This is a genomic window from Paenibacillus sp. IITD108 (assembly GCF_036541265.1).
Taxonomy (GTDB): domain Bacteria; phylum Bacillota; class Bacilli; order Paenibacillales; family Paenibacillaceae; genus Pristimantibacillus.
Map to the genome: position 1 here is coordinate 26392 of NZ_JAZHCT010000047.1, position 14747 is coordinate 41138.

Sequence of the window (14747 nt, forward strand, 5' to 3'; positions counted from 1 at the left end):
AAAACACAATTGTATATGAAATATCATACACAATTGGTTGGTGCTACCTATTTTGATGAATGCATATGCGCTTTGTGAACTCATTCGAATGGCAACAACCACCAAGCTCTTCAATTGGGAAATCTTGAAGAAGTTGCGCTTAAGCTGGCTTTTGCCTCGCCTACTCAGGAAGCAACTCCCGGTGGGGGAGCGATATTTCTGTGCAACCGCTCCGCATTCATCCTCAATACCGATTCTGCTTGCGGAACTCGGACGGGCTTATGCCCATCTCCTTGCGGAACACGCGGCTGAGGTAGAAGCCGTTTTCGTAGCCGCAATTTCCGGCAATGACGTCAAGCGTCCACTCCGTGGTCAAGAGCAGTCTGCACGCATGCTTGACCCGGAACGATGTTAAGTATTGCAACGGGTTGACGCCATAGCTCTTTTTGAACTTGCGAATCAGTTTCACAGGCGTCATTCCGAACTGCTGCGCGACATGGCGGATTTCGAGCATCTTATGGGCATGGTTATGCAAATAGTCCGCGACATCACGAATGGAGTCGTCATGCCCGGCTAAAGAATCGGTGTCAGGGGATTCCATCGCCTGCCGTGTGATCATTAGCCAAATGTCGACTAAATAATGCTGCCGCAGCTTATGACTTTTCGGATTATAGGACAGTTGCTGATCCGCTTGTCGTAAACTGCTGTAGTTTTCGGACAGTCGTCGGATTTGCGGCAGTCTGATTTTCCGCTGTGCAAGAAGGGGCTGAATCCGCTGTTCTTCTCCTTCGGGGAGCAGGAACGTAAGGGAATGAAAGCTTAAAGGCGTTATTACGTTCCGATGAAAAGCAATTTGGGGCGGGCACACGACCACGTCGCCGAACTCCGCTACTCCGTAATCTTCTCCGATCTGATATTCAAAACTTCCTTCTTCCACCGCGAAAAGCACCCATGTCGCATAGGTATCCGCTTCCATCAGAAATTTATCTTTTTTAATCCAATAGTTATGCCATATAAGTTTGGGCAAGTCTGCGGGCATCTTGGTTCACCTCGTCGATTCAATGAAATTTTGGATATGAAAAGTAAATTTTATGAATTCAAATACGAGAATAAAAGATAGTATCATATAATTAAAGATATAGTATAGCAAGTAAAGGAGTCAATGAGTGATGGGAGAGACTAATTCGAAAATATTGGATACGGACGTTTTGATCGCCGGCGGAGGGATGACTGGAGTAGCAGCCGCATTAGCGGCTGCGCGCAATGGCGCGAGTGTTATTTTGTGTCAGGATCGTTCTGTACTGGGCGGGAATGCCTCGTCAGAGATTCGCATGAATATATCCGGCGCTTCAACCATTGGAAAGAAACTGGAGGCGGAACGCAGGGAAAGCGGCATTATTGAGGAAATCATGCTGGAATGCGCTGTACGAAATCCACAACGAAGCGCGAGTATGCTAGATTTGATCTTGTATGAGAAATGCCGCGCCGAACCGAATTTGACGCTGTTGTTGAACACGGCGGTTGTCGGAGCCGATGTCGAGGATTCCCGGATTCGTGCCGTTCATGCGGTTAGAGAGAGCACGGAAGACCGCTTTAAGATTCATGCCGCAATTTACGCGGACTGTACGGGTGACGGCAGGCTGGGATTTGAAGCGGGCGCCGCATTTACGACTGGCCGTGAAGCGGCTCATGAATTTAATGAGTCCGGTGCGAACCTGAATAGAGACGCATACCGGCTTGGGTCCTCCCTGTTGTTCACCTCGAAAGATATGGGCCGCCCGATGCCGTTTATTCCACCGCCATGGGCCCGCAAGTTTACGGAGGAGGATTTGCAGTTTAGAGACCACAACACATGGGAGTTCGGCTATTGGTGGGTGGAATTCGGAGGAACACTGGATACGATCAAGAACAATGAGTATATTCGCGACGAATTGCTAGCGATCATGCTAGGGGTATGGGATCACATCAAAAATAGCGGTCATCACCCGGATTCTGCAAATTGGGCACTGGACTGGTTCGGTTTTCTGCCAGGCAAAAGAGAGTCCAGACGATTTATCGGTGAGCATGTCCTGACACAAAACGATATTCAACAGGCTGTCGATTTCGAAGATGTAATCGCTTACGGTGGTTGGTCGATGGATACTCATCCGCCTCAGGGCATCGATGCGAAGGACGAAGAACCTTGCAATCAGCCGTTTACACCGTATTTGTATAGCATTCCGCTGCGCTCGATGATTAGCAGGAATATTGCGAATCTGATGTTCGCGGGCCGAAATTTGTCGGCTACTCATATCGCCTTCTCCAGCACGAGGGTAATGGCGACATGCGCGGTCATGGGAGAAGGGCTTGGAACATTCGCAGCAACGGCGGTGAAGCACAAGTTGCCGCTAGAGCGAGCATATCGTGAAAGCGGTGTCGTGAAGGAGGCGCAGCAGCAATTGCTGCGGCAGGGAGCTTTTTTACCGGGTCGTATGCTGGAAGGAAATCTCGCGAAGCTTGCTCGAATTTCCGCATCATCCGAGCAAGAGCAAGGAAGATGCAGTAATGTGGTGGACGGGCACACTCGCGCGGTCCATGGGGAGAAGGGAGTACGTCCCGACTTGACGACGGCGGGCACACATCGCTGGATGTCGGAGCCGGGAGATGAAAGTCCGTGGCTGGAGCTGGAGTGGGCAGAGCCGGTTACAGTTTCCCGAATTACAATCGTTCTCGATACCGGGCTGCACCGATTGCTGATGCTATGCCATTTGGATGTGCTTCAGAAGCATATGCAGTGGGGACGGCCGCAAGCCGAAACGCTGAAGGAATTCAGGCTGATTGCGCACGACGATGGCGGAAGGAAGGAAATTGCTCATATAAAGGATAATTACGAGCGAATGATTCGTTTGCCGGCAATGCTGAAAAATCTGAAGACGCTCCGTCTGGAGGTCATCGCGACGAATGGGCTGGACCATGCGCGAGTGGTTGAAATCGTTTGCGAGTAACCTGCCTGGCGGCAGCGTCCTCGGGAGGAGAAAAGAATGAATAACGGCAAAGCCAGTCCCGTCTGGCTCTACATGAGAAAAAACAAATGGCTGTATATGTTGCTTATACCGGGATTTCTTTATCTGTTTATTTTTAAGTACGTTCCAATGTTCGGAATTATAATTGCATTCCAAGATTTCAATTTGATTAAAGGCATAACGGAAAGCGAATGGATCGGCTTCGAAAATTTTCGCTATTTGTTCCAGTCGGACGATTTCTTCATGATCTTGCGAAATTCACTCGTCATCAGCTTCTATCAGGTGTTGTTCGGATTTCCTGCGCCGATCCTGCTGGCCATTCTGCTCAACGAAATGCGCAATCTGTTGTTCAAAAAATTTGCGCAAACGGTGCTGTATTTGCCGCACTTCATATCGTGGGTCGTCATTGCCGGCATCGTTATTAATATGCTGTCCCCGTCGTCAGGTTGGGTCAACCGACTGATCGTCGATTTGGGCGGGGAGCCGATTCATTTTCTGCTCAAGCCGGAATATTTCCGAACGATTCTCATTTCCGCGGAAATATGGAAGGAGCTTGGTTGGGGAACGATTATTTACCTGGCCGCGCTGACGTCCATCGATCCGTCGTTTTACGAAGCAGCCACAATTGACGGAGCCAACCGGCTACAAAAAATATGGTATATTTCGCTTCCCAGCATCGCAACGACGATCGTCATCATTTTGATTTTGCGGGTCGGAAGCATTTTGGATATCGGCTTCGAGCAAATTTTCTTGTTGTACAATCCCGCCACGTACAAAGTGGCTGATGTGTTTGAAACGTACACATACCGGGTGGGACTGCTGGAAGGAAGGCTCGCTTTCACGGCTGCGGTCGGCTTGTTCAAATCGGTTGTTGGACTTGTTATGATCGTATTCGCTAATCGGATTGCGCGTCTGTTCGGCAAGTCATTATGGTAGGAGGTAAAGGAACTTGCGAAAAAGAATCGAGCTTTTTGACATCGCCATCTATCTGATTGTATCTATGATCTGCGTGGTTATGCTGTATCCTCTACTGAACGTTGCCGCAGTCTCGATCAGCTCGCATACCGCTTATATGCAAAACCCGATGCGCATATGGCCGAGCGACATCACGTTCGATGCTTATAAGGATATCCTTTCGCATCCCGTGCTGGCCAGAAGTTATCTCAATACGATAATTATTACTATTAGCGGCGTGGCATTAGGGATATTTCTGTACATTATTACTGCTTATCCGCTCTCCAAGCTACATCTGAAAGGCAGAGCGCTTCTGATCAATTTGGTTATTTTCACGATGCTGTTCAACGGCGGGCTCATTCCGAATTTTTATTTGATTCGCTCGCTCGGTATGGTAGATACGCTGGCTGCACTTGTGTTTCCTGCGCTGTTCTCCGCATTCAGCTTGATTCTGATGATCAATTTTATGCAGAACATTCCGGAGGAGCTGGAGGAAGCCGCGAAAATGGACGGAGCTTCAGAGCCCTACATTTTATTTAAAATCGTCGTCCCGCTTTCAATGCCGATTATTGCGACATTGACATTGTTCGCAGCGGTCGGTTATTGGAACAGCTTTTTCACGGCGATCATCTATATTCGCAGCGTGGACAACTGGCCGCTCATGCTATTTCTGCGGGAGGTCATCGAGGGAGCCAATATGCTGCAAATTTCTGCAGAAGGCAATAGCGCCGAGCTTGGCAATATGAATGTCATGCCGGAGACGCTCAAATACGCGACGATCATGATCGTCATTCTGCCGATTTTGTCGGTGTATCCTTTCCTGCAACGTTATTTCGTCAAAGGCATTATGCTTGGGTCCGTTAAAGGATAAATCCTTCCGGTCCTTGCCATAGATAACATACTTAAGGGAGGCTGAATCAAGATGAAATTCAAAAAAACAATAGCTTGTGTAGGTGTTGCGGTGCTGCTTGTCACAGTTGCCGCGTGTGGAGGCAAAGGCGGACCGGCAGAAAACGGCGCTTCGAAGCCGTCGTCGTCACCGTCGTCGTCGGAGGGAGCGGCGGAAACCGCCAAACCGAAAGTAAGCATGAAAATTATGGGAGAATTTGCGTCATCTAACTTGTCAGAAACGGACAAGTTGCTTGTTAAATCGATCGAGGAAGCGACGAATACGGAGATCAAATTCGATATCCCGCCGTCGACAGGCTATACCGAGCGATTGCAATTAGCGCTAACGACTGGCGAACTTGCCGATGTCGTCTGGTTTCCAAGTCCGGATGATGCGGCGTTCTTGAAAGCGGTTAAGGACGGCGTTATCGTTCCGATCGACGAATATTTGGAAGGAGCCGAGAATATCCAGAAATATTCCTACGACGTTTCCTGGGACGCTCTGCGCGTGAACGGTGACGGCAAAGTTTACGGCATTCCGCGTACAACCGTTATCCGTTCCGACGGGTACTGGTTCCGAAAAGACTGGCTCGATAAATTGAATATCCAGCTCCCTGAGAATAATGAAATTACTTTGGATCAAATGATCGAGATCATGTACAAATTTTCGAAGGAAGATCCGGACGACAACGGAAAGCACGATACGTACGGATATGGATGGGCCATGCAGCCTGACAAATCGCTCAGACCGGTTTTCCAGAATGAGCAGGGACTTTATGGCTGGCAGGAGTCCGATGGGGGAGAGTACAAGTATATGAATCCCCAATACGATCTGAACTCGGATAAATATACGAAGGCTTTGGATTTGACGGCCAAGCTGTTCAAAGAAGGAGTGATCGATCCGGATGGTCCTACGATCGATGGAAGCAAAGCTCTGGAACGGTTTCAAAGCGGTAAAACGGGTGTGATTGACGGGTTTGCAGGTCATTACGAAACTTTCCTGAATGCCGGTAAACAGATCAATCCGAATTTCGAGCTTGTCTATGTTTTCGTCAAGAACGAGCAAGGCGAGATGAAGGGATTGGGACAAGGTACGGGCTTATGGGGCTTCTGGGCGATAACGAGCAGTGCGAAGGAACCGCAAAGAGTGGTTGACGTATTCAACTACATGCTTTCGGATGAAGGTTGGGATTCAATCTACACCGGTATTGAAGGGCATGACTACAAGGTGGAAAACAACAAGCGCGTCTATGCGGAACAGCCGCTGGAAACGTTCGTCCGCAAAAATATGGTTCGCCGCGCCAACGACTATATGTTCTTCATTAATCCGGCTATATCGGAGGAACTGAAGCAGATACTCGTGCCGAATATTGAGAAAGCCGTAAAAAGAATCGTGATGTCCAAAGACCGCAACTTCACGCCAGCCATTGCGAAGACGCCGCCTTACCTGGACTTTAACAAAAAGTTCAGTGAAGTTACGACAAAAATCATTATCGGCGATGCGCAGTCATCCGAGTACAAAGAGGTGCTTCAGGACTGGAATGCGAAATTCGGCCAAACGTATCTGAAGGAAATGAACGACTATATTGACCAAATGGAAAACAAGAAATAATTATAAGCAAGCTTGCTCATATTTCCTTTTGCCCCACGTTCCGCATGAATAAAACGAAAACAGAAATGCTTTCATGCGAAACGTGGGTTCCTTTTGTTGCGTCCAATTTTGCTCATTTATAAATTTATCATAGTATTGCAGGTGCGAATAACCTCGAATCATGATTAAAAGGAGATGATTGATTTGAAAAGAAAACGATTTCTTTTCTGGGGAGTGATCATTGCACTATTGTTTTCTTTAGTCCCCCCGGCCTTGGCTGAAAATGGCTTAACCGGTCTGCCAGAGGAGACTGGCAAGGAACCTTTGATAACAGCGATGAATGATGAGGGTTCTAAACTCGTGTTGGTTGAGAACGGAGTCGCCAAGTCGACCATTATTCTTTCGCCAAGCGCAACCGAACCGGAACAAAAAGCAGCACAGGAACTCAAAGACTACATGAAACAAATATCCGAAGCTGAGTTGCCTGTTGTGAGCAATTCGGCTGGTGTGGACGGAATCAAGATCTATATTGGAAGCGCTGCTCCAGACCTTGATGCAGCCAAGGCTGCAATCCGTGCCGAGGGAGATGAACCCGACTCATTCCAGCTGTATGTTGAGGAGGGAATCATTAAACTGGTAGGGTTGGAAGACCACGACAAAGGAAGCCTTTATGCCGTTTATGAGCTCCTCGAGCAAATTGGCGTACGGTGGTTCATGCCCGGTGATATCGGAACTGTTGTTCCGGAGTTGGACACGATTGAGGTCAATTATCAGGACACCATCCAGCACGCGGGTCTTTCTTTCCGTTTTTTTCAAGCTACCTCGCCATATTTATGGGCTGCCGGTATGCCTATGGGGAGCAATCTCGAAGAGGCTGCACCTTGGGTCGAGCATATGCGGCTTAATCAAAAGACAGTAGGTGCGCATGAATTGTTGAGCTCCCCTCCTTCGAGATCAACGCGAGCGGATCTGTATCTGCCCAACGCCGACGGAACACCGTCGTTACATCTCGATGTGACCAAGCCAGAGGTGCTCGATCTTGTTGTAGCAGAGTCACTTGCAAAATTGCAGAAAGATCCCAACCTTGAATATCTGAGTATAGGACCAAGCGATGGCCATGTGGTGGTACTCAAGCCTGACTCTGAATGGGATGGGGATGATAGGGATGTATTAACAGGAGCATTATCAACGACGGATCGTTATATAAAATTTTTTAATCTTGTTTTGGATGAGCTTGAAAAAGAAGGGTATCCAGATGTGAAAATTGTTTTCTACGCCTATAACACTTACTATAATCCGCCGGTCCGGTGGACGCCAAATCAACGAATTGTACCGATGATTGCTTCCCTCACCCTGGATCGGATACACAGCATCGGAAATCCGCTTGCATGGGAGCGTAACTATCTAAAAGAAGTTATTGATGGCTGGAATGAAGTAAGTCCCATGGTAATGATTTATGACTATCTTTATAACCCTGCCGATCCGGGCCTGCCTGTTTCGCTGGCAGAAAGAGTAGGTACGGAGTACAAGTACTTCAAAGAACATGGAGTTGTAGGTATACGCGCCGAGACTACGCCGGAGTGGGGGTATGGAGGCCTGGGACTTTATCTGGCAGCCAAGATGATGTGGAACCCCGATCTGGATGTGGAAGCTTTGAGGGAGGACTACTTTACAACGTTTTATGGACCTGCGGCATCGCCGATGAAGGAGCATTTCGAAATCTTGGAAAATGCTTTTGCAAAAGCGGATTATTCTGCCGGAAATATTTATGATTTCCAACACATTTTGACCGATGAAGTCATGCAAGAATTGGCAAGAACACTTGGGGAAGCAAAGGCGAAGGTGGCATCGGATTCGGTATATGCCAAACGGATTGATATGATCAGCATCGCTTATGGTTTCAGTGAAAACTTTCTTGAAATGCTCGAACAGTTCAATCGTTTTCATTTTGATGAGGCAAAGGAAAAGCTTAATAACGTTTATGATTTCAGGGAACAGGCTGTTCTTCACTCCCCTGCCATTTTAAGCAGCTATAAAGCTTATACCTATGTAGAGTGGTTTTTTGACAGAATGGTAAATGGAGGAAAACAACGGGTCAGTAATGGAAACCAAATTGTTGCTAAGTTGCCGGATGAATGGAATGTCAAGCTGTTCCCAAATGCATCCGGAGTTGACCTGGGGCTTTGGAAACCTGGATTGGGAACAGAATCCTGGAGGAAGCTGAAAACCTATTCAAAGACCTGGTCCGCCCAAGGGCTTCGTTATTACAAGGGACATGCCTGGTACCGGACAACGATAGATGTCGCTGAGGAATTTGACACAGGAAAACCGATTCGGCTTTGGTTCAGCAGTATCGATGAGACAGCCAGGGTTTGGATAAATGGCGAAGAGCTGTCATTGGTGCAGAAGGGGACGGGTTTGACAAAACCTTGGGAATTTGACGCTACGCCGGCGGTTAAATTTGGTGAGCCCAATGTAATTGTTGTTGATGTTCGTAATGAAGACATAGATGAACTGGGTACCGGGGGGATCATGGGTCCTGCAATACTTTGGCAGGTCAATACGGAGCTGGATTATCTCCCGCCTGCAGATGTGAAGAACTTGAAAGCTGTACACATTCCCGGTACCACCACCGTGAAAGTAACTTGGGATATACCCGCAGATAATACAGGAGTTACAGGATATCAGTTGGAAATGCTGAACCGGGAGAGCGTAGGGGGAGTGCTTGGATCGGTAATCACTACGACAAATGAATATATCGACACCGGTATGGAACCCGGCATGGAACGCAGGTACAGGGTAAAGGCAATTGATACTGCCGGAAATAAATCGGTTAATTATAGTGCTTACGCACGTGTAACAATGAATCCGCCCTCAACGGTGACGGGTTTGAAGGTTAAGCAAACCTCCGCCGACCAGGTTTATATAAGCTGGGACCCTTCTACCGCTTATGGAGATTTCGAAATTGCCGGGTATAGCCTAGAAGTGCTGAACCAGAATCCTCCGGGGGGAGTACTGGAAACGATAAAATCGACAACGAATGCTTATATCCTCAGCGGACTGCAACCCGGTATGACACGCAGGTTCAGGGTGAAGGCGATCGATACTGCCGGAAATATGTCTGCTGACTATAGTGCTGTAGTGCAGGTAACCATGTCGGATAATGTAACGCCTGTTGCCCCGCCCGCGGCCCCAGTGGGTTTGAAATCTGAGGTGCTCGCTAAAGGTGAGATGAAAATAAGCTGGGATCCGGTTACATCTGATGTTGGGATTGCCAAATACATGTTGGAGGTGTGGGATGTAGACGGCGGTGCGGGACAACTCATGACGGTAGAAGCAACAACAAATGAATTTATTTTCACCGACTATTTTAAAATGGGCATCGTACGCAAGATAAGGGTACTGGCAGTTGATAATGCTGGAGGTCAATCTGCTGCGAGTGCTTTCATTACTCTAAAAGTCCCGCCTACAAAGCCTACATTGACCGTTGAGCAGATCTCTGACACCGAGGTGACAATAAGCTGGACTGCATCCGAATCGGTTTACGGAATGAGGGAATATGTTTTGGAATTGCTGAATCCGGTCCCCCCGGGAGGAGTCAACAAAGAACTAATGAGAGCGTTAGCAACGGAATTTACCCACACCGGACTGGAAGCTGACGGTAAGACGCTTAGGTACAGGGTAAGGGCAATCGATAATTATAGTACGGCGTTCCCGAATGTAAGCTCTAGTGACATAGTGGAAATCACCATGCGGCCCCAATGACCCTCTAAATTATGGATGATAGGAGTTGAGCATCTTGACAAGAAAACTTTTTCTTTGCTGGGGATTAATCATTGGGCTGTTGTTTGCTTCGGTGCCCCAGATTTTGGCTGCAAATGGCCCTACAGGCTTAACAGAGGGAATTACAGTCTTGAATGATACGGATTCCAAGCTCGTATTGGTGGAGAACGGAAAATCACGGTCTACGATCATCTTGTCGCAAAGTGCAACCGAATATGAAAAGAAGGCGATGCAGGAACTCAAAGACTATATTCGGCAAATATCCGGAGTAGAATTGCCTGTGGCTGATGACACGGCCGAGGTGCAGGGAACAAAGATCTATATCGGTAGAGCCGCTCCAGATCTTGATGCAGCTAAGGCTGCAATCCGTGCTAAGGGAACTGAACCCGATTCTTTCCAGCTATATGTTAAGGAGGGGATCATTCAATTAGCAGGATTGGATGACAATGACAAAGGGAGCCTTTATGCCGCTTACGAGCTCCTGGAGCAAATTGGTGTGCGGTGGTTCATGCCCGGTGATATCGGCACCGTAGTTCCGTCAATGCGTACAATTGCGGTCAGTTATCAGGACACCATCCAGCACCCGAGCTTTGATTTCCGTTTTTTGCAAGCTGTTGCGCCATATGTCGCAGGTGCCGGTTTGCCGGTGGGTGTCAATCTGACAGAAGGTGCGCCCTGGGTCGAACATATGCGTCTGAATCAGAAAACGTTAGGAAATCATGGATTACTGATTACATCGCCTACGAATAAAGAACGCCCTGATTTGTTTTTGCCCGATGCCAAAGGAAATCCGACCGGACAATACGATGTGACCAAGCCGGAGGTACTGAACCTTGTTGTGGCAGAGGCAATCAGAAGATTGGATGCAGACCCCAAGCTTGAATATTTAAGTATGGGACCCAATGACGGACCAGTATTGGTACTCCAGCCTGACCCAGAGTGGGACGGGGATTTTAAGGGTGCCATACATGGAGGAACATTATCGTTAACAGATCGCTATGTGAAATTTTTTAATCTTGTTTTGGAAAAGCTTGATGCTGCCGGATATCATGATGTGAAAATTTCTTTCTTTGCCTATGATGAGTATTATTATCCGCCAGTAAAGCATATGCCGGATTCCAGGATCGTACCGATTATCGCTTCCATTAGAACGGATAGGATGAAAAGCATTGAAAATCCGCTTTCGTGGGAGCGGCAGCACATCAAGGACATGATTGACGGCTGGAAAAGGGTAAGTCCTAACGTAATGATATATGATTATCTTTATAACCTTGCTGATCCAGGGCTACCTTTTTCACTTTCAGAAAGAATAGGAACAGAATACAAGTATTTCAACGAACAGGGTATTATCGGAATACGCGGCGAGGCGCTTCCGGCGTGGGCCTATCATGGACCGACGCTCTATGTGGCGGCCAAGATGATGTGGAACCCTGATCTGGATGTGGATGCTTTGCTGGAGGACTACTTTACAACGTTTTATGGATCTGCCGCAGAGCCGATGAAAAGACATTTCGACATTCTGGAAAATGCTTTTGCCCAAGCAGATTATTATGCGGGAAGTATCAATGATTTTCAGCATATTTTAATTGACAGTGTCATGCAGGCAATGGAGCAGTCGCTAACGGAAGCTGAAGATGCGGCGCAACGGGCAGCGGATCCAGTATATGCCCGACGGGTCAATATGGTGCGTGTTGCTTTTAGCTTTGGCGACAACTTCCTTCAAATGAAGGAACGGATTAACAGCTTTAAGTTTATTGAGGCTAAGGAAAAATTCGATCAAATCTCTAAAGTAAGAGAACAGGCTGTTATTCACTCACCTGTCATGCTCAACACCCTCGCCTCCTATAATTATACTGACTGGTTCTTTGATAAAATCACAAATCAGGGAAGTCAAAGGCTCAGCAACGGCAACAGAATGGTTGCCGAGTTGCCGGACGAATGGAATGTTATGCTGTTCCCGAACGGTTCCGGGGATAAATTGGGGCTCTGGAAACCTGGGTTGGGAACGGAATCCTGGATGAAACTGAAAACCTATTCGGAGTCCTGGTCCGATCAGGGGATTGGTTATTACAAAGGACATGCCTGGTACAGAACAACGGTTGATGTTGATTCGGAGTTTAATACGGGAAAGCCGATTCGGCTTTGGTTCAGCAGTATTGATGAGACAGCGAGAGTATGGATGAACGGTACAGAGCTGACATTAGTTCAGAAGGGCTCCCCTCTGATGAAGCCGTGGGAGTTTGACGCTACGCCGGCGATTAAATTTGGCGAACCGAATTTGATTGTTGTTGATGTGGGAAATGAAGTCCTGGATGAACTGGGTACCGGGGGCATCACCGGTCCTGCAATGCTTTGGCAGGTCAATACTGAACTGGATGTAACACCGCCGACAGCTCCGGAGAATTTAACTGCCAAGCAGATCTCCGACAGTGAGGTGCGTGTAAGCTGGTCGCCGGCTACCGATGATGTAGGTGTTGTCGGATATATTCTGGAAGTGCTGAACTCGCCGGAGATAGGTGGGATTAATGGAACGGTCAGAACGGATTCAACAACCTATATTCACACCGGATTGGAGCCTGATGCGGTACGCAGGTACAGGGTAAAGGCCATCGATGCGGCCGGAAATATATCCGGGATTAAAGATGTCGTGCTCATAAAAATGGAATCCCAAGGAGGAACTGAAGAACCGAAGACCTATACAGTTTCCTTCAACAGTAATGGAGGCAGCGGGGTATCAGTGATTGCAGATGTCTCCAGCGGCAGTGCAATCACAGCACCGACGCCGCCTACCAGAACTGGATATACATTTGCCGGATGGTATAAGGATGAAGGTTTAAAAACAGCATGGAACTTTACGACAGACAAGGTGACCGGGAATATAACGCTGTATGCAAGGTGGACAGTGAACGGGACGACAAGTCCGGTGACGCCTCCGACGACACCAACACCAACACCGACACCAACGTCGGTGCCTGGAACAACGGTTGAGGATGGACGTGTAACAACGACGATACCTGTAAAGCCTACGACAGATCAAAACGGAAAGGCTGTAGCGCCAATATCCGAGAAACAGATGGAGGATGCCATCGCGAAGGCTGCGGCTGAAGCGGCAATGCAGGGTGTAGGAACAGAGACAACAGTTAGAATTGAAGTGAATGCGGGGGCTGATGCCGGGACAGCGGGTGTCAGTCTGACAGATGAAGCCTTGAAAGCGTTCATAGATAGCAATGCGGATACCTTGGTCGTTTCTACACCGTTTGGAACGATGACCTTTGATGAGAGGACGGCAGAAGGACTTCTGAAACAGTCGGCAGGAACTATTTCCATTACGGCTGCGAAGGAGAAAAGCACCGGATTGCCAGCTGAAATTCGAAGCCAGGTTGGTAGCAGACCGGTAGTGAGCTTTGATATTACCAGCGGAGAAAAGGAAATATTACAGCTTGGCGGCAAAGCGGAAGCAGCCATTCCATATACACTGAAAGCAGGAGAAAATCCGAATGCCATTGTCGCCTACGGCATCAACGAAGAGGGACTACCGGTGGTAGTGACCAAAGGCATCTATGACCCGGCAACCGGAACACTGGCCTTCAAGACAGAAGGAGCCTCGAAGTTTGCAGTCGCGTACAACAAGGTTGACTTTGCAGATGTGGCAGAGGGCGCATGGTACTATGAGGCGGTAACCTTTGCGGCGGCAAGAGGAATCACCAAAGGAGTGGACAATGCAAACTTTGGTTCGAATGATAGTGTAACCCGGGCACAAGCCTTGGTCATGATTATGAGAGCATTTGGCATCAGCCCGAACGAAAACGCCGCAAACAATTTTAGCGATGCCGGAAATACCTATTACACGGGATACCTCGCGGTGGCGAAGCAATTAGGAATTACCAACGGGGTGGGCGGTAACAAATTTGCTCCTGACAGACAGGTGACCAGACAGGAATTGTTCGTGTTGGTATACAATACGCTTAAGAACATAAATGAATTACCGGCAGCAGGCAACGTCAAAAATCTGTCAGACTTCAAGGATGCAGGGAAGATTGCCGATTATGCCAATCACGCCATTGAACAGTTTGTGAGAGCGGGAATTATCGCCGGGACCAATGACAACATCCTGCCACAAGATTTGGCAAGCAGAGCGCAATTTGTACAGATACTCTACAACATCATGACTAAATATTAATAAGCAGGTACAACGGGGCAATTGTGAGCATATGACTATTGCCCCGCCGTTATAGGAGGTCCTATGATGAGAACAAACTAAATTAAACTAAACTAAACTAAACTAAATAAAAAAATCCTGCCCTTTGTGCTGGCTTGGGTGATGGTACCACATATACAAATTATTTTCGGAATCTACGTTAATCTGATATTGATAAAAAGCGGGTTATTAGACGGATTAGCGCTTCCTGCAACCGTTAGAGTGGAGTAAATGATGGATCAACTGTAACGGTTATGAGAAGCGTTATTTTGCAAAAAACAGCTGTTTAAAAATTGTAACGGTTGTCATCGGCGCTATTTGTGAATAATTTACTTATTTTGCTCGATTTGAG

At 47.8% G+C, this 14747-nt stretch carries 7 protein-coding genes; 6 read left to right on the plus strand and 1 reads right to left on the minus strand.

The features are described from left to right. Positions 1-223 precede the first annotated feature (223 nt). Positions 224-1018, minus strand: coding sequence for an AraC family transcriptional regulator (locus V1L65_RS26105; RefSeq protein WP_331702238.1), 795 nt, complete (start codon positions 1016-1018; stop codon positions 224-226). 130 nt (positions 1019-1148) lie between these two features. Between V1L65_RS26105 and V1L65_RS26110 the strand changes: the two genes are divergently transcribed. From V1L65_RS26110 to V1L65_RS26135, 6 genes are all read left to right on the plus strand, one after another. Then, positions 1149-2963: an FAD-dependent oxidoreductase gene (locus V1L65_RS26110; RefSeq protein WP_331702239.1), complete on the plus strand. Its 1815-nt coding sequence runs from the start codon at positions 1149-1151 to the stop codon at positions 2961-2963. A 36-nt stretch (positions 2964-2999) separates the two neighbouring features. Continuing rightward, positions 3000-3917 carry an ABC transporter permease gene (locus tag V1L65_RS26115; RefSeq protein ID WP_331702240.1) on the plus strand — a complete coding sequence of 306 codons (918 nt, stop codon included), beginning with the start codon at positions 3000-3002 and terminating at the stop codon, positions 3915-3917. A gap of 13 nt (positions 3918-3930) precedes the next feature. Further along, positions 3931-4806, plus strand: a complete 876-nt coding sequence (locus V1L65_RS26120; protein ID WP_331702241.1) for a carbohydrate ABC transporter permease — start codon at positions 3931-3933, stop codon at positions 4804-4806. A gap of 51 nt (positions 4807-4857) precedes the next feature. Then, positions 4858-6435, plus strand: a complete 1578-nt coding sequence (locus tag V1L65_RS26125; protein ID WP_331702242.1) for an extracellular solute-binding protein — start codon at positions 4858-4860, stop codon at positions 6433-6435. Between the two features lie 174 nt (positions 6436-6609). Next, positions 6610-10179, plus strand: a complete 3570-nt coding sequence (locus V1L65_RS26130; RefSeq protein WP_331702243.1) for a DUF4838 domain-containing protein — start codon at positions 6610-6612, stop codon at positions 10177-10179. A gap of 34 nt (positions 10180-10213) precedes the next feature. Next, positions 10214-14377, plus strand: coding sequence for a DUF4838 domain-containing protein (locus V1L65_RS26135; RefSeq protein WP_331702244.1), 4164 nt, complete (start codon positions 10214-10216; stop codon positions 14375-14377). The last annotated feature ends 370 nt before the right edge of the window (positions 14378-14747 follow it).

Bases quoted from the DNA above. Each gene is read 5' to 3' on its own strand.
- V1L65_RS26105 (WP_331702238.1), bottom strand. From the start codon at position 1,018: ATGCCCGCAGACTTGCCCAAACTTATATGGCATAACTATTGGATTAAA.
- V1L65_RS26110 (WP_331702239.1), top strand. From the start codon at position 1,149: ATGGGAGAGACTAATTCGAAAATATTGGATACGGACGTTTTGATCGCC.
- V1L65_RS26115 (WP_331702240.1), top strand. From the start codon at position 3,000: ATGAATAACGGCAAAGCCAGTCCCGTCTGGCTCTACATGAGAAAAAAC.
- V1L65_RS26125 (WP_331702242.1), top strand. From the start codon at position 4,858: ATGAAATTCAAAAAAACAATAGCTTGTGTAGGTGTTGCGGTGCTGCTT.
- V1L65_RS26130 (WP_331702243.1), top strand. From the start codon at position 6,610: ATGATTGATTTGAAAAGAAAACGATTTCTTTTCTGGGGAGTGATCATT.